The following is a 16,397-nucleotide window of genomic DNA, read 5'->3' as shown; positions in this document are numbered from 1 at the left end:
AGGAATTCTGATGGACCGTTATGTCGTATTCGGTAACCCGATCGGCCACAGCAAGTCGCCGCTGATCCACCGTCTGTTCGCCGAGCAGACCGGGCAGAAATTGGACTACAGCACCTTGCTGGCACCTCTCGACGATTTTTCCGGCTGTGCGTTGGAGTTTTTCCGCGAAGGCCGTGGGGCGAATGTGACAGTGCCGTTCAAGGAAGACGCCTATCGCCTGGCGAACAGCTTGACCCAGCGGGCGCAACGGGCCGGCGCGGTGAATACCCTGAGCAAACTGGCTGATGGCAGTCTGCTGGGCGACAACACCGATGGTGCCGGGCTGGTGCGGGACCTGACGGTCAACGCCGGATTCAGCCTCGCGGGCAAACGCATCCTGCTGCTGGGGGCCGGTGGTGCGGTGCGCGGCGCGCTGGAGCCGCTGCTGGCGGAGCAACCGGCGTCGGTGATCATTGCCAACCGCACCGTGGAAAAAGCCGAATTGCTGGCGCAATTGTTTGCCGATCTGGGGCCGGTGTCGGCCAGCGGTTTCGACTGGCTGCGCGAGCCGGTGGACCTGATCATCAACGCCACATCCGCCAGTTTGTCCGGCGATGTACCGCCGATTGCCGGCAGTTTGATCGAACCGGGCAAGACGGTTTGCTACGACATGATGTACGGCAAGGACCCAACCTCGTTCTGCCGTTGGGCCAGTGAACATGGGGCTGGCGTGTCGATGGATGGCTTGGGCATGTTGGCCGAGCAGGCGGCGGAAGCTTTCTATCTGTGGCGCGGTGTGCGCCCGGATACGGCGCCGGTGCTGGCCGAACTTCGCCGGCAACTGGCGCTGTAGTTCTGTGGCGAGGGAGCAAGCTCCCTCGCCACAGGTTATCTGTTTGTCAAAACAGTGGCGTTTAGTCCTCAAACCGGATCGGGCATTTCTCCGCGCCTTCCAGCTTCCTCAATTCCTCCACCACTTGCGGCCGTGCCTGCCGCAGAGTCAGGCTGCGATCCTGACGCAGCAGCCGTCGTGCTTCCTGGTGCAGCATTTCCACGCCCGAGTAGTCGATGAAGTTGATCTGCTGTGCTTCGATCACCACTCGCGGGCCTTGCATCCGTTGCAGGCGCACTTGCAGGTAATGGCTGGCGCCGAAAAAGATCGAGCCGCCGACCCTCAGGATGTCTTCGTCACCATTGCGCCAGTGCTGCACCCGTGGCTGTGAGGTGCGTTTGAGGTAGAAGAACAGTGACGCCAGCACCCCGGCGTAGATCGCCGTCTGCAACTCGAGCAACAGGGTGGCGACACAGGTCAGCGCCATGACCAGGAATTCGGCATGGCTGACCCGCAACAAGGCACGAATGCCGCGATGATCCACCAATCCCCAAGCGATCAAAAGGATGCTGCCAGCCATGGCCGGGATCGGGATGTGCGCAATCAATGCCGCACCGAAGATCGCGAACAGAGCCACCCACAGCGCCGAAAAAACCCCGGCCAGCGGTGAACAGGCGCCGGCATCGTAGCTCAGGCCCGAGCGAGTGAAGGAACCGGCGGACAGCGAACCGGAAAAAAACGCCCCGACCATGTTCGAGAAACCCTGGGCGCGAACTTCCTGATTGGCATCGAGCAACTGCTGCGAGCGGGCCGACAGGGAGCGGGCAATCGACAGGCTCGTCACCAGCCCGAGCATGCCGACCGCCACCGCACTGGGCAGCAGGCGCAATATCAGGTCCAGATCCAGCGGCACCGAGCTGAAGGGCGGCAGCCGCCCGACAAACGCGCTGACCAGCTTCACATGACCGAACATCGCTGGCCACAGCCATACCAGCAAACCGCTCAGGGCCAGAGCGATCAGCAGCGTCGGCCAGCGTGGCACCAGCAGTTTCAGCACGATGCCAACTGCGACTGTGGCCAGGCCCAGCAGCAGCGAGGGTTTGTCTACTTCGCCGAGATGATTGAGCAGCGTCATCAAGCTGTTGAGCGCCGTGGCCTGGTTGGGCACATCCAGCCCCAGCAGGTTCGGCAGCTGCCCGATGGCAATCACCACCGCCGCGCCGAGGGTGAAGCCCAGCACCACCGAGTGAGAGACGAAATTCACCAGGGCACCGAACCGCAGCAAACCCAGTAACCACTGGAAAATGCCCGCAAGGAAAGTCAGAAGCAGGATCAACGTGACGTAGTCCTGCGATGCAGGGACGGCCAGAGGACTGACGCTGGCATACAGGACGATGGAAATGGCCGCCGTAGGGCCGCAGATCAAATGCCACGACGAACCCCAGAGGCAGGCAATCAGCACCGGGATGATGGCGGCGTACAGGCCATATTCCGGTGGGAGGCCGGCGATCAGGGCGTAGGCAATGGATTGTGGCAACGCGAGAATCGCACCGCTCAGGCCGACGATCAGGTCACGACCGACGCTGGCGCGGGTTTGCCGGGGCAACCAGGTCAGGAAGGGAAAGAGTGAATGGCGGCTGGGGAAGGCCATGGGACCTCTCGGTACGGGGTAAATCGTCAGGGTAAAGCATTGGCTCGTAGTGGGCAGATCATTGTGGCGAGGGAGCTTGCTCCCGCTCGGCTACGCAGCAGTCGCAAATCCGGACAACTCGGTGAGGTTGATAAACCGGGTTTGCCGAAATGGGAGTGCTACGCCCTCCAGCGGGAGCAAGCTCCCTCGCCACAGGGGAACCTTACAACTTGGCTTTGACCGCCGGCAGAGCATCCTTGCCGTCCACGGTCTTCACGCCCTCCAGCCATTTATCCAGCACCACCGGATTGGCCTTGATCCACGCCTTGGCCGCGTCGGCGTTGCTGACCTTCTTGTTCACCACTTCGGCCATGATGCTGTTCTCCATTTCCTGAGTAAAACTCAGGTTGGTGAGCAGTTTGCCGACGTTCGGGCAGGCCTGTGCATAACCTTTGCGGGTCAGTGTATAAACACTGCCGGTGTCACCGAAGTACTTCTCGCCACCCTTCAGATAATGCATTTTCAACTGCACGTTCATCGGGTGTGGCGTCCAGCCGAGGAAGGTCACGAACTTCTGTTTCTTCACCGCGCGGGATACTTCGGCCAGCATCGCCTGCTCGCTGGACTCGATCAGTTTCCACTGGCCCATCTCGAAGTCATTCTTCTTGATGATCTCTTGCAGCGAAATGTTCGCCGGGGCGCCGGAGCCGATGCCATAGATCTTCTTGTCGACTTCTTTGGGGTGTAGCTCGGCGTACTTGTTCAAGTCATCAAAGTTATGCACACCCGCGTCCCAGACGTAATCCGGGACCGCCAGGGTGAACTCGGTGCCGTCGAGGTTCTTCGCCAGCTGCGTGACATCGCCGTTGGCCACGAACTTGTCGTAAAAGCCTTGCTGCGCCGGCATCCAGTTGCCGAGGAAGACGTCCACCTGGCCATCCTTCAGACCGCCAAAGGTGATCGGCACCGCCAGCGTGTCGACCTTGGCCTTGTAGCCCATGCCGTCCAGCAGAAACCCGGTGATGGCGTTGGTGGCGGCGATGTCGCTCCAGCCAGGGTCGGCCATCTTCACCGTTTCGCAGCTTTGCTCGGCGTAGGCCGAGGTGCTGCCCAGAGCCAGAAGCCCGACTGTCAGTACTGTGGATAACTTTTGCATGGACGTCCCCTTAACATTATTGGTTTTGGCAGGGTTGTGGATAACGGGCTTTACGCTCCAGATCGTCGAGGTCGATGTGGTTGCGCATGTACTGCTGACTGGCATCTACCAGCGGCTGGTAGTCCCAGCTCTTCAGCTTGCCGATGGTCAGGGCGTCGGCGACGAAACGCCGGCGTCGCTGACTGGCGAGCACCTGTTGGTGGATCGCCGGGATATTCCATTTGGCCCGTGCTTCGGCGAGAAAATCCTCGAACAGCTGACGATGTTGCGGCGAATGGCTGAGTTCTTCCTCTTCACTCGGGTCGTTATGCACATCGAAGAGCAGGCAAGGGTCGTCTTCGCTGTAGATGAATTTGTAGGCGCCGCGACGAATCATCATCAACGGGCTGATGGTGCCTTCGGCCATGTATTCACCGAACACCTCGTCGTGACCGCCCTGCCCTTGCAGGTGTGAAACCAGCGAGCGGCCGTCCAGCGGCAGGCCTGGCTCCAATGAGCCACCGGCCAGTTCCACAAAGGTCGGCAGCAGGTCGGCGGTGGATACCGCTGCGCTGACCCGTCCGGCGCCGAATTGCCCCGGCGCACTGATCAGCAGCGGTACGCGGGCGGCCATTTCGTACCAGTGCATCTTGTACCAGAGGCCGCGCTCGCCGAGCATGTCGCCGTGGTCACCGGAGAACACGATGATGGTGTCATCGATCAGCCCGGTTTCCTCGAGTGTTTGCAGGAGTTTACCGACGTTGCTGTCGATATAGCTGCACGCCCCGAAGTAGGCACGGCGCGCGTCGCGAATCTTATCCACAGGCAGTGGCTTGTCCCACAGGTCATAGACTTTGAGCAGGCGCTGGGAGTGAGGATCGAGTTCATCCTGTGCGGGTGTTTCCGGCAAAGGGATGTCGGCGTCGTCGTACAGATCCCAGAACGCCTTGGGAATCGTGTACGGGTCGTGTGGGTGCGTCATCGACACGGTCAGGCAGAACGGCTGATCGCCATCCTCGCGGATGTGATCGAACAGGTATTGCTGGGCCTTGAACACCACCTCTTCGTCGAAATCCAGCTGATTGGTGCGCACGCAGGGCCCGGCTTGCAGCACCGACGACATGTTGTGGTACCAGGTCGGCCGCACGTCCGGCTCGTCCCAGTTCACCGCCCAACCGTAGTCGGCCGGGTAGATGTCACTGGTCAGGCGTTCTTCATAGCCGTGCAACTGGTCCGGACCGCAGAAGTGCATTTTGCCCGACAGCGCGGTGCGGTAACCGAGGCGCCGCAGGTAGTGGGCATAGGTCGGAACGTCGGCGGGGAAATCGGCCGCGTTGTCGTAAGCGCCGATCTTGCTCGGCAACTGACCGCTGACCAGGGTGAAACGTGACGGTGCGCAGAGCGGGCTGTTGCAGTACGCGGCGTCGAACACCACGCCTTCGGCGGCGAGGCGGCTCAGATTCGGCAGTTTGATGGGCGAAGGGCCGTAGAACGGCAACATTGGCGCGGCCATTTGATCGGCCATGATGAAAAGAATATTTTTGCGCTTCATGTGATCGCGGCATTCCATAGTGGATATTTATGCGAGAGTGCTGTGATCGAGCATGCAACCCATGGAACTTGTGGTAAAGCCCACGCCAGGCAATGACTAGGATAAGCACAGCTTATGTATGACGCCCTCGGTGATTTGTCTCTGGACCTGTTGCGCGCCTTTGAAGCCGCGGCCCGCCAGCGCAGTTTCACTGCCGCTGCAGTGGAGCTCGGCACCACGCAACCGGCCATCAGTCAGCAGATCAAACGATTGGAGGAGCAGCTCGCTACACGATTGTTTGACCGCATTTATCGCGGTATCGAACTGACCGAGGCTGGCGCGATTCTGTTTGAGCAAGTTCAGCTCGGTTTACAGAATATCGACGCCGGATTGAGCGCGATCAGTGCACAGCAGCAACACGAAGTGTTGCAGGTGGCCACCGACTTCGCCTTCGCCGCGTACTGGCTGATGCCACGGCTGCACCGCTTCCATACCGCCCATCCTCAAGTGGACGTCAGCCTGGTTACCAGTGAGCGCAGCCACAACATGCTGCGCACTGATATCGATGTGGCGGTGCTGTTCGGCGATGGCCGGTTCAAGCAAGGCGAGAGCCATTGGTTGTTCAGTGAAGAAGTGTTTCCGGTGTGCAGCCCGCTGCTTTTGAAGGATCGTCCCCTGCCCTTGCCGGCTCAGTCATTGCTGGAGTTTCCGCTGTTGCACCTGCGTGGCGAACACAGCAGCAACTGGTTCGACTGGAGCGGCGTGTTTCGCGAACTGGGGATCACGTCGGCGCCAGCGCCGGGGCAACTGCGCTTCGACAATTACACCTTGCTGATTCAAGCGGCGATTGGCGGCCAGGGCGTTGCGATCGGTTGGCGGCACCTTGTGGATAACTTGCTGGCGCAAGGTCTGTTGTGTCGACCGATTGCCGAGACAGTGATTTCCAGGCTGGGTTATTACGTGGTCCTGCCCCAGCGCAAACGGCGCGGGGCGTTGATTCAAACATTTGTGGATTGGTTGATGGCGGAACAGGCCAGCAGTGCGCAATCGCTTAATGGCCTTCCTTTGCCATCGATTGCGGTATGAGGGCTTTACGGTTCCGAAGTCGCGACAAAATTCACATGCTGACCGACATGCAAATTCAGCCATAACTCATCGGCAATCCCGACGGCAACTCGGTTCAGCCGTTCCAGCGGTTCGGCCAGGCCGGGTTCCAGGCTCGTGCTGACGTGACTGAAATGCTCGATGGACAGTCCTGGTACGCCGCGTGGGGCATTCACCAGGGTCCAGTGCAATGGGCTGCTTTGCAGTGCCTCGCGGATTTCTTCTGCGGCGTGGCGTTGCAGTTCGTCTTCTATCTCCGGATCGTCCAGCACCTCGAAATCACCCACCACAAACAACCGAGCGATACCCGCGGCCTGCATGCCGTCAATCAGTGCATCCACTGCCAGCACCTGCTCGACCGGGCCAGGCACGATGGATTTTTCGATGTGTTCGCTGTTCATCGGCAACCCCGGCGCATCCAGCAGGCAGATCACCGCCGAACAGCCGGCCACGCTTTGCTTGACCCGTTTGGCATCGAACAGATTGCCGGCCTTGGTGCGCAATCCGGGGCGTGGCGCGAGTGCCGTCAGGTCATCGAGAATCGCGATCACTTCATGTTGGCGCCGCAGCATTTCCGCCATCAGCGCACTGCCCAGGCTACTCATGGCACCATAAAGCACTACCTTCACTACCGGGGTTTCGGCATTTTTCATGGCTGTGCTCCGAACGTCCTGCCTATATAAAGTAAGACCTGTGGGGAACGGTGTGGGTTCGACCAGGTTCAAAGGGGTTTCAGATGCAACAGATCAAGGGCTACCACGCCCATGTCTATTTCGACGCCAATACTCTCCCGCAGGCCCGGGCCTTGTGTGAGCAGGCCGCACAATTGTTTCCACTGAAGATGGGCCGCGTGCATGAACGCCTGGTTGGCCCGCACCCGGACTGGAGCTGCCAATTGGCCTTCGAGCCGCAACATCTTGGCGAGGTATTGCCGTGGCTGGCGCTCAATCGCAAGGGGTTGGTGGTGTTCCTGCACCCGGATACCGGCAACGATCTGCTCGACCACACCGAACACGCGATCTGGATGGGTGCGATCCGGCCGCTGGACCTGTCTGTTTTCTGATCAGAGTTGTTCTTCGGCCTCGCCGGACGGCAAATCGAGCAATGGCAGTGGGCGATATCCTGCATGGGGTCGCCAATGTCTTGCTCCTGACCCACATCTACAGACTTTCAACCCGGCCGACGACCGGTCGTACATTCGGTCAATGCTTTCATCCGCGAAAGCTGGCTGAAAGCTTCCCCGATTAGGATCGCCTCACTGCCGGCAACAGACCGGTTGGCCAACGCGAGTGTTTCATTGCCCGCCCGGCCCATTTAACAACAACAATGGTGATTCTGATGTCCGCTCCTATCCGCCTCTTCGCTGCACCTCCGCCCGTACGTTTCGTGCTTCCCGTTCTGCGCTGACCTCATCGGTTCGCCCATTCCCTAGCCGCGCTACGCCTGGAGTATTCCTATGCTGACTTTCCTTGGCTTTGCCATGGTCATCACGTTCATGTTCCTGATCATGACCAAGCGCCTGTCCGCGCTGATCGCCCTGATTATCATCCCGATCATCTTCGCCCTGTTCGGCGGTTTCTCGCCGAAGATCGGCCCGATGATGCTCGAAGGCATCACCAAGCTTGCGCCGACCGGCGTGATGCTGATGTTCGCCATCCTTTACTTCGCCCTGATGATCGACTCCGGCCTGTTTGACCCGGCCGTGCGCAAGATCCTCAAACTGGTCAAGGGCGACCCGTTGAAGGTGTCGGTCGGTACCGCGGTGCTGGCGCTGATCGTGTCCATGGACGGTGATGGCGCCACCACTTACATGATCTGCGTGGCCGCCATGCTGCCGCTCTACAGCCGCATCGGCATGAGCCCGCGGATCATGGCCGGTCTGATCATCCTCGCCGGTGGCGTGATGAACATGACCCCTTGGGGCGGTCCGACCGCTCGTGCGGCCAGTGCGCTGCATGTGGACCCGTCCGCGATCTTCGTACCGATGATTCCGGCGATGCTGGCCGGTGTGGTGGCGATTCTGGCGATTGCCTATGTCTACGGTAAACGCGAGCGTGCGCGTCTGGGTGAATTGCATCTGGTCGGTGATGAAATCGACCACAGCGAAATCAGCGTTTCGCAGTTCCCGGACGCCCGTCGTCCAAAGCTGATCTGGTTCAACGGCGCGCTGACCCTGGCACTGATGGGCACCTTGATCGCCGGCCTGTTGCCGCTGCCAGTGCTGTTCATGGTGGCGTTCAGTATCGCGATGATCGTCAACTATCCTTGCCTGCAACAGCAGAAGGACCGCGTTGCGGCCCACGCCGGTAGCGTGTTGGCGGTGGTCGGGTTGATCTTTGCCGCGGGTATCTTCACCGGTATCCTGACGGGCACCGGCATGGTCGACGCCATGTCCAAGAGCCTGCTGGCAGTCATCCCGGATTTCCTCGGCCCGTACCTCGCCGTGATCACCGCGCTGGTGAGCATGCCGTTCACGTTCTTCATGTCGAACGACGCATTTTATTACGGCGTGTTGCCAGTGCTTGCTGAAGCCGCCAGTCATTACGGTATAACCGCGGTAGAAATGGCACGTGCCTCGATCGTCGGTCAGCCCGTCCACTTGCTGAGCCCGCTGGTACCATCGACCTACCTGTTGGTGGCCCTGGCCGGTATCGAATTCGGTGACCATCAGCGGTTCACCCTGAAGTGGGCGGTGCTGGTTTGCCTGTGCATACTGGTGGCAGCCTTGCTGATGGGGATATTTCCACTGTTCAGCACGCTATAAGCCAAGACTCGCCATGAGGGGTCCAGGCTTTGTTTGAAGCCTGGGCCCTTCGTGGTTTAAACACATCCTCAAAGGAATACACATGGAATGGCTGACCAACCCTGAAATCTGGGTTGCCTTCTTCACCCTGACCGCCCTGGAGATCGTCCTGGGCATCGACAACATTATCATGATCTCGATCCTGGTCAGCCGCATGCCCAAACACATGCAGGCGCGTACCCGGATCTTCGGCCTGGCGCTGGCCATGGTCACCCGGATTCTGTTGCTGCTGTCGATCACCTGGGTCATGCGTCTCACCGCGGACCTGTTCGAAGTGTTCGGCCAGGGTATTTCCGGGCGTGACCTGATCTTGTTCTTCGGTGGTCTGTTCCTGCTGTGGAAAAGCTCGCAAGAGATGTATCACGCGCTGGAAGGCGAGGATGAAACCAGCGACGAGCCAAGTGGCAAGGGCGGTAACTTCCTCTACACCATTATCCAGATCGCGATCATCGACATCGTGTTCTCGCTGGACTCCGTCATCACTGCCGTTGGCATGGTGTCCCACGTACCGGTCATGGTCGCGGCAATCATCGTCGCAGTGCTGGTGATGATGTGGGCTTCCGGCACCATCAGCGAGTTCATCGACAAGCACCCGTCGCTGAAAATGCTGGCGCTGTCTTTCCTGTTGATCGTCGGTACCGTGCTGATTGCCGAATCCTTCGATGTGCATGTGCCGAAAGGCTACGTCTACTTCGCCATGGCGTTCTCGCTGGCAGTGGAAGCGATCAACATCAGGATGCGCACCGCGATTGCGAAAAAACGCACACAGCAAGAGCCGGTGAAACTGCGCAAGGATGTTCCGGGTCAGTAACCCGAACACCCTGCTGTGACAAAGGGGCCTTCGGGCCCCTTTGTCATGTCTGCATCAAACTGTTTTCATGACAGTTTTGTTTCAATCGCTTCTTTAGCTATGCGATGCTGGCGTCCAGACCGTTAGCCAACTACAGCTTAAGTACAGAACGTAGAAGAACGCGGCATCGTTAACTTGCCCCGCTGGGGCGCTACCACCACAGGGGGCCTGTATGCTCACCCTGCTCAATTTGTTATCGGCCGTGGCCTTGCTGATCTGGGGCACGCACATCGTCCGAACCGGCATCCTGCGGGTTTATGGCTCCAACTTGCGCCATGTGATCGGCCAGAACATGGCCAGGCGCTGGCTGGCGTTTATCGCCGGGATCATGGTGACCGCCATGGTCCAGAGCAGCAACGCCACCGCCATGCTCGTCACCTCGTTTGTCGGTCAGGGCCTGATGGCGCTGACCCCGGCCCTGGCGACGATGCTCGGTGCCGACGTCGGTACCGCACTCATGGCGCGGGTACTGACCCTCGACCTGTCGTGGCTGTCACCGCTGCTGATCTTCCTCGGGGTGATTTTCTTTCTGTCGCGCAAGCAGACCCGGGTCGGGCAGATGGGGCGGGTCAGCATCGGTCTGGGGCTGATCATTCTGGCGCTGCAACTGATCGTCGAGGCCGCCACGCCGATCACTCATGCTCAGGGAGTGAAGGTGATTTTTGCCTCTCTGACCGGCGATATCTTGCTCGATGCGCTGGTCGGTGCACTGTTCGCGATGATTTCATACTCCAGCCTGGCCGCCGTATTGCTGACCGCGACTCTCGCCGGTGCCAGCGTGATCAGCCTGCCCGTGGCCATCGGCCTGGTGATCGGCGCCAACATCGGCAGCGGCGTTCTCGCCTTCCTCAGCACCAGCATGCAGAACGCCGCCGGCCGTCAGGTGGCGCTGGGCAGCCTGTTGTACAAACTGATTGGTCTGCTGCTGATTATTCCGGTGCTTGACCCACTGGTGCACTGGATCGACAGCTTCGACTTCAGCGCTCAGGAAATGGTCATCGGCTTCCACCTGCTCTACAACACCGCGCGCTGCCTGATCCTGTTGCCCAGCGTCGGGCTGATGGCCAGGCTCTGTGCGTGGCTGCTGCCGGAGCGGCCGGACATCAACGGCACGGCCAAGCCGCGGCACCTTGACCCGACGGCTTTGGTGACCCCTAGCCTGGCGCTGGCCAATGCCGCCCGGGAAACCCTGCGCATCGGCGATCTGGTCGACAACATGCTCGAAGCCATGCTCGCCGTACTGCGTGGCAAACAGACCGCCGTTACCCAGGAAATCCGACGCCTGACCGATGATGTCGAAGCGCTCTACAGCGCGATCAAACTCTATCTGGCGCAAATGCCTCGGGAAGACCTCAGCGAACAAGATAGCCAACGGTGGGCTGAAACCATCGAGCTGGCGATTAACCTGAAACTGGCCAGTGACCTGATCGAACGCATGCTGCGCAAGGTTCAGCAGCAGAAAACCGCGCAGCGGCGGTCGTTTTCCGAGGTCGGTCTGGAAGAATTGGCGGGCCTGCACAGCCAGCTGATTGCCAACCTGCGCCTGGGGTTGTCGGTGTTCCTCAGTTCCGATCCGGAAAGTGCTCGCCAGTTACTGCGTGAGAAACGTCGCTTTCGCGCACAGGAACGCCGCCTGGCCCACGCTCATGTCAGTCGTTTGCACCGTAAGATTGTGCAAAGCATCGAGACCAGTTCGCTGCATCTGGAGCTGATCGCTGATATGAGGCGCCTCAATTCGCTGTTTTGCAGCAGTGCCTATGCGGTGTTGGGCACTTCGGACACCGGTGCTCTGGCGGTCGACGATTTGGCTGACATCACTCATTCACCCTGAACGTCCACAGTTGCCTGAAGTCTGTTGTACTTACGCTGTCGTACGGAAACTCGTTATGCGCTGTCTGCTATTCGCTTGTCTGTTGCTCGGCGCCCTGCCCTCATTTGCCCTGGATCGCTTTCAGGTCGAGGGCTATACGCTGCCCAACGGCCTGCAATTGGTCCTCAAACCGGGCACCGAGCGCGGGCATGTGGCGATTCGGCTGGTAGTCGGCGTGGGTCTGGATGATTTCAGCTGCGCCGACAAGGAGCTGCCGCATCTGCTCGAACACTTGCTGTTCAGCGGCATCGACGCCACCGGCGAAGGTGGTCTGGAGGAGCGCATGCAGGCCCTGGGGGGTGAGTGGAACGCTTACACCAGCAACGCCGACACCACGTTCGTCATCGAAGCACCGGCGAAAAACCAGCGTAAGGCCCTCGATCTGTTGTTGGCTCTGCTGACCCAGACCCGTATCGACGACAACGCTATCAACGTCGCCAAGCAGGTGGTCGAGCGCGAAGACGGTGGCCATTATTCGCACCTGCAACGCTGGCTGGATCGCCAGGACCTGGGCCACACCGCCAGTAATCAGTTGGCGGTGGAACTGGGCCTCAAATGCCAGGAGCGCGCCGAAGTCAGTCACCTGACCCGCGAGCAACTGGAGAAGGTGCGCAAAGCCTGGTACGCGCCCAACAACATGACCCTGATCGTGGTCGGCGAGCTCGACCGCCTGCTGCCGGCCTATCTGGAACGGGCGTATGGCGCGCTCGTAGCCGTCGAGCCTGCCGATCACCTGCCCTTGCCGACAATCCAGGCCAGCGCGGCCCACGAGCGTACTCTGAGCCACGGTTTTGTCGGTGGCGGCGCCAAGTTGCACTGGCTGGTGCCGGAACCGGTGCAGGAAGACCAGCCCGACGAAACGTTCGATCTGCTCAAGGACTACCTGGACTGGGCGCTTTATCGCCAACTGCGCCTGGTCCATGGCTTGTCCTATGGGCCCTCGGCCGAGCGTGAGGTGTTTGGCGGAGTGGGCTTCATGAGCCTGAACGCCGATCTTGAACGCGGCGACGTGCCGGCAGCTGAACAGGTGCTGGATGAGCTCAAAGCCGGTTTGCTCAAGGACGGTCTCGACGCCACCACCTTCGCCCGCCTCAAGCAGGCCGCCATCGCCCGTCAGGCCTGGGCCGTGCAAGGCAACAGCGCCCTGGCGGATTACTACTGGAGCGCCCTTGGGGACTACGAGGACGGCCATTTCACCAACCCGGCCAAGGCACTGCAAGAAGTGACGCTGGCCGAGGCGAACCAGGCGATGCGTGAGTTGCTGCTGCAACCGGGGTATTTGCGGATCGAGAAGCCGTTGGTGAGTTATGACCAGTTGATGTGGGCGATTGCCGGGGTATTTGGATTGATGGTGCTTGGGGCATTGGGTTGGCGTGTTCACCGCAGAAAGTAGTTATTTCCCTGTGGCGAGGGAGCTTGCTCCCGCTCGGCTGCGCAGCAGCCGTAAACCGGTATCGGAGATCTACTTGAAATTACGCGGTGGGTGGTTTTAGGGCCGCTTCGCGACCCAGCGGGAGCAAGCTCCCTCGCCACAGGGTTTGGGGTTGGTCAACGTAACCGGAACCCTCGCCACAGGCCCCCTCGGACGGTACCCTGTCGGGGATTTTTCCCACGACTATTGTGAACCGCCGAATGCCGACTCTGACCCTGTACATACAGCGCATCCTGGAATTGATGAAGCGCTACCCCGGGGTCATCGCGCTCGGCGGTTTCATTTCCGGGGTCGGCAGCTTCATCTTGGTGGATCGCCAACAAAGCCTGGCGACCTGGATCACCACCATCATGCTGGTCAGCTGGGTCTGGCTGATGCTGGAAAACAGCCTCACTGAGTTGTTCGCCAAGGTCTTCAAGCGCGAAATACCCCAGCCCCTGCTGCGTTATGCGACGCAGATGATCCACCAGGAAAGCCTGTTCTTCGTCCTGCCGTTCTTTTTCATCACCACCACCTGGAACAGCGGCCAACTGTTTTTCACGGGGTTGTTGGGCATGGCGGCGCTGATCTCGATCATCGACCCGCTCTACTACAAGTGGTTGGCGCCGCGCCGCTGGGCGTTCCTGGCGCTGCATACCCTGACCCTCTTCGCCGCCCTGCTGACCGCCCTGCCCGTCATCCTGCACCTGACCACCTCCCAGAGCTTCAAACTGGCGCTGGGCATCGCCATGGTGCTGTCGTTCCCCAGTCTGGCGTCGATCTTCCCGATTCGGACCGTGCGCAATGCGTTGGCGATCCTCAGCATCACCGTGGGCATCGGCGCTGTCGGCTGGGTGCTGCGTTCCTGGGTTCCGCCGGCCACCCTGTGGATGACCGATGTGGCGATCAGCACCCAAATGCAGGACCGCACCCCCGGCAAGAGCCTGGAAGAAGTCAGCGCCGAGCAGATTCGTGGCGACGGTTTGTACGCCTACACCGCGATCAATGCCCCACGGGGGCTGGACGAGCGGATTTATCACGTCTGGATGTTCAACGGTAAAGAGGTCGACCGCATCCCTCTGGATATCCACGGCGGGCGCAAGGAAGGCTACCGCGCCTGGACCCACAAGCAGAATTTCCCCGGCAATCCCGCGGGTAAATGGCAAGTTCGGGTGCTCACCGAAGACGGCCAGTTGATCGGCGTGCTGCGCTTCAAGGTCATGGACAGCACACCCATCAAAGATAAGTAACGCGGTTCGTGCTATTAATCTGGTCTGCGCAATTGCCGAACAAGCAGGAGCTTATGACCAGCAGCACAACGCCTGGCAATGTCCGACTGGATACCTCGCACATCCCTGCCCTGCTGCGGGTCACGGGTGACTGGACGCTCGCTCATTACGCCGATCTCAGCCACCTGAGCGAAAAGCTCCGTGGCCAATACGACAACAACACCCCCATCGACCTCAACGGCCTCGGTGCCCTGGACACGGCGGGTGCATCGCTGTTGGTGGAGTTGCTGGGTTCCGAGCGTCTGGGCAAGTCCGCCGAACACCCTGATTGCACCCTTTCCTCCGCCGATCGCGCCTTGTTGCAGACGGTGTATTGCTCGCTGACTGATTTCTGCGTGCCGATCAAAGAGCCGGAAATCAGCGTCGGCATTCAACTGCTGACCCGTATCGGCCGTGCGGTCGATGCGGTCTGGCAGGACGCCCTGCAGGTGCTGGGTTTTGTCGGCCTGATCCTGCAAACCATCGCGCGCGGGCTGTTTTGTCCCAAGCGCTGGCGCCTCACGCCGATGGTCGCGCACATTGAGCAGACTGGCCTCGACGCCGCTCCCATCGTCGCCCTGCTGACCTTTATGGTGGGCGCCGTGGTAGCGTTTCTCGGTGCGACTGTGCTGGCGAGCTTCGGCGCGAGCATTTTTACCGTGGACCTGGTGGCGTTTTCTTTTTTGCGCGAATTCGGCGTGTTGCTCACCGCGATCCTGATGGCCGGCCGCACCGCCAGTGCGTTCACCGCGCAGATCGGCTCGATGAAGGCCAACGAAGAAATCGATGCGATCCGCACCCTCGGCCTCGACCCGATGGAGTTGCTGGTGGTGCCGCGGGTATTGGCGTTGCTGGTGGCGCTGCCGATGCTGACCTTCCTGGCGATGTTGTCGGGGATTGTCGGCGGTGGCGTGGTGTGTGCGCTGTCGCTGGATATATCGCCGGCGATGTTCCTGTCGCTGCTGCAATCGGACATCGGCGTTCAGCACTTCCTGGTGGGGATCGTCAAAGCGCCGATTTTTGCGTTCCTGATCGCCGCCATCGGCTGTCTTGAAGGCTTCAAGGTCAGCGGCAGCGCCGAGTCCGTCGGTGCGCACACCACGTCGAGTGTGGTGCAGTCGATTTTCGTGGTGATCGTCCTCGATGCCGTGGCCGCATTGTTTTTCATGGAGATGGGCTGGTGAGTCGTCTACCCCGAGCGCCTTCCGAGGCGGTGATCGAAGTCCGTGGGCTGTGCAATCGCTTCGGCCGCCAGAGCGTGCACGAGAACCTCGACCTGGATTTGTACAAAGGCGAAATTCTGGCGGTGGTCGGCGGTTCCGGCAGCGGCAAATCGGTGCTGTTGCGCAGCATCGTCGGCTTGCGCCAGCCCAGCGAAGGGCTGGTGAAGGTCTTCGGCAAGAACTTGCCGAGCTTGTCGGAGCACGAGCGCTCGCTGGTCGAACGGCGCTTCGGTGTGTTGTTCCAGAAAGGCGCCCTGTTCTCTTCGCTGACAGTGACCGAGAACGTCGCCCTGCCCCTTATCGAACACGCCGGCCTGAGCCGTACCGATGCCGAGCACTTGGCGGCGGTGAAACTGGCATTGGCCGGATTGCCCTTGTCGGCGGCCGACAAGTACCCTGCTTCACTGTCTGGCGGCATGATTAAGCGCGCCGCCCTGGCCCGGGCGCTGGCGCTGGACCCGGACATTCTGTTTCTCGACGAGCCCACCGCTGGTCTCGACCCGATTGGCGCGGCGGCGTTCGATCAATTGATTCTGACCCTGCGCGACGCGTTGGGTTTGAGTGTGTTTCTGGTCACCCACGACCTCGACACGCTCTACACCATCACCGACCGGGTGGCGGTGCTGGCGCAAAAGAAAGTACTGGTGGCGGATGCCATCGACAAGGTTTCGGAAACCGACGACGCGTGGATTCACGAATACTTCCATGGCCCTCGCGGCCGCGCGGCGCTGACGGCCGCTAACCAGCTCAACGAGGTCTGA

The 16,397-nt window shown here is 60.4% G+C and carries 14 protein-coding genes; 10 read left to right on the top strand and 4 right to left on the bottom strand.

Annotation, left to right across the window (positions count from 1 at the left end; all coding sequences use genetic code 11):
- Nucleotides 1-10 precede the first annotated feature (10 nt).
- Nucleotides 11-832, top strand: coding sequence for a shikimate dehydrogenase (aroE, locus tag ACEN8R_RS23935; protein WP_018927301.1), 822 nt, complete (start codon nucleotides 11-13; stop codon nucleotides 830-832).
- 61 nt (nucleotides 833-893) lie between these two features.
- On the opposite strand, the gene ACEN8R_RS23930 is transcribed toward aroE, so the two are convergent.
- From ACEN8R_RS23930 to betC, 3 genes are all read right to left on the bottom strand, one after another.
- Nucleotides 894-2,462: a SulP family inorganic anion transporter gene (locus ACEN8R_RS23930; RefSeq protein ID WP_018927300.1), complete on the bottom strand. Its 1,569-nt coding sequence runs from the start codon at nucleotides 2,460-2,462 to the stop codon at nucleotides 894-896.
- Between the two features lie 202 nt (nucleotides 2,463-2,664).
- The gene (choX, locus tag ACEN8R_RS23925) at nucleotides 2,665-3,597 is read right to left on the bottom strand and encodes a choline ABC transporter substrate-binding protein (RefSeq protein ID WP_018927299.1); all 933 of its coding nucleotides are present in this window, start codon (nucleotides 3,595-3,597) and stop codon (nucleotides 2,665-2,667) included.
- Between the two features lie 16 nt (nucleotides 3,598-3,613).
- Nucleotides 3,614-5,128, bottom strand: a complete 1,515-nt coding sequence (gene betC / locus ACEN8R_RS23920; RefSeq protein WP_018927298.1) for a choline-sulfatase — start codon at nucleotides 5,126-5,128, stop codon at nucleotides 3,614-3,616.
- 114 nt (nucleotides 5,129-5,242) lie between these two features.
- Between betC and ACEN8R_RS23915 the strand changes: the two genes are divergently transcribed.
- Nucleotides 5,243-6,193 (top strand): choline sulfate utilization transcriptional regulator, encoded by a 951-nt coding sequence (locus tag ACEN8R_RS23915; protein ID WP_018927297.1) that lies wholly within the window; start codon nucleotides 5,243-5,245, stop codon nucleotides 6,191-6,193.
- Nucleotides 6,194-6,198: 5 nt separating this feature from the next.
- Here the strand turns inward: ACEN8R_RS23915 and ACEN8R_RS23910 are convergent, their stop codons facing one another.
- Entirely contained in the window at nucleotides 6,199-6,864 is a 666-nt protein-coding gene (locus tag ACEN8R_RS23910; RefSeq protein WP_018927296.1) for an NAD(P)-dependent oxidoreductase, read from the bottom strand.
- 83 nt (nucleotides 6,865-6,947) lie between these two features.
- Here ACEN8R_RS23910 and ACEN8R_RS23905 point away from each other — a divergent pair, with 83 nt between their 5' ends.
- The 8 genes from ACEN8R_RS23905 (at nucleotide 6,948) to ACEN8R_RS23870 (ending at nucleotide 16,397) form a co-directional block, all read left to right on the top strand.
- On the top strand, nucleotides 6,948-7,274 hold the full coding sequence (locus ACEN8R_RS23905) for a DOPA 4,5-dioxygenase family protein (RefSeq protein ID WP_018927295.1): 327 nt from the start codon (nucleotides 6,948-6,950) through the stop codon (nucleotides 7,272-7,274).
- Nucleotides 7,275-7,667: 393 nt separating this feature from the next.
- Nucleotides 7,668-8,975 carry a CitMHS family transporter gene (locus tag ACEN8R_RS23900; RefSeq protein ID WP_018927294.1) on the top strand — a complete coding sequence of 436 codons (1,308 nt, stop codon included), beginning with the start codon at nucleotides 7,668-7,670 and terminating at the stop codon, nucleotides 8,973-8,975.
- A gap of 82 nt (nucleotides 8,976-9,057) precedes the next feature.
- On the top strand, nucleotides 9,058-9,825 hold the full coding sequence (locus ACEN8R_RS23895) for a TerC family protein (protein ID WP_018927293.1): 768 nt from the start codon (nucleotides 9,058-9,060) through the stop codon (nucleotides 9,823-9,825).
- Nucleotides 9,826-10,036: 211 nt separating this feature from the next.
- On the top strand, nucleotides 10,037-11,695 hold the full coding sequence (locus ACEN8R_RS23890; RefSeq protein WP_018927292.1) for a Na/Pi cotransporter family protein: 1,659 nt from the start codon (nucleotides 10,037-10,039) through the stop codon (nucleotides 11,693-11,695).
- A 55-nt stretch (nucleotides 11,696-11,750) separates the two neighbouring features.
- Nucleotides 11,751-13,127 (top strand): M16 family metallopeptidase, encoded by a 1,377-nt coding sequence (locus ACEN8R_RS23885; protein WP_018927291.1) that lies wholly within the window; start codon nucleotides 11,751-11,753, stop codon nucleotides 13,125-13,127.
- Between the two features lie 239 nt (nucleotides 13,128-13,366).
- Complete coding sequence (locus ACEN8R_RS23880) at nucleotides 13,367-14,395, top strand: DUF5924 family protein (protein ID WP_018927290.1); 1,029 nt, start codon at nucleotides 13,367-13,369, stop codon at nucleotides 14,393-14,395.
- A gap of 53 nt (nucleotides 14,396-14,448) precedes the next feature.
- The gene (locus ACEN8R_RS23875; protein ID WP_018927289.1) at nucleotides 14,449-15,597 is read left to right on the top strand and encodes an MlaE family ABC transporter permease; all 1,149 of its coding nucleotides are present in this window, start codon (nucleotides 14,449-14,451) and stop codon (nucleotides 15,595-15,597) included.
- Nucleotides 15,594-16,397: an ABC transporter ATP-binding protein gene (locus ACEN8R_RS23870; RefSeq protein ID WP_018927288.1), complete on the top strand. Its 804-nt coding sequence runs from the start codon at nucleotides 15,594-15,596 to the stop codon at nucleotides 16,395-16,397. Before ACEN8R_RS23875 ends, ACEN8R_RS23870 begins: the two co-directional genes overlap by 4 nt.

The sequence above is a fragment of the Pseudomonas sp. Pseusp15 genome (assembly GCF_059492165.1).
This window is presented reverse-complemented; position numbering and strand designations above follow the sequence as displayed.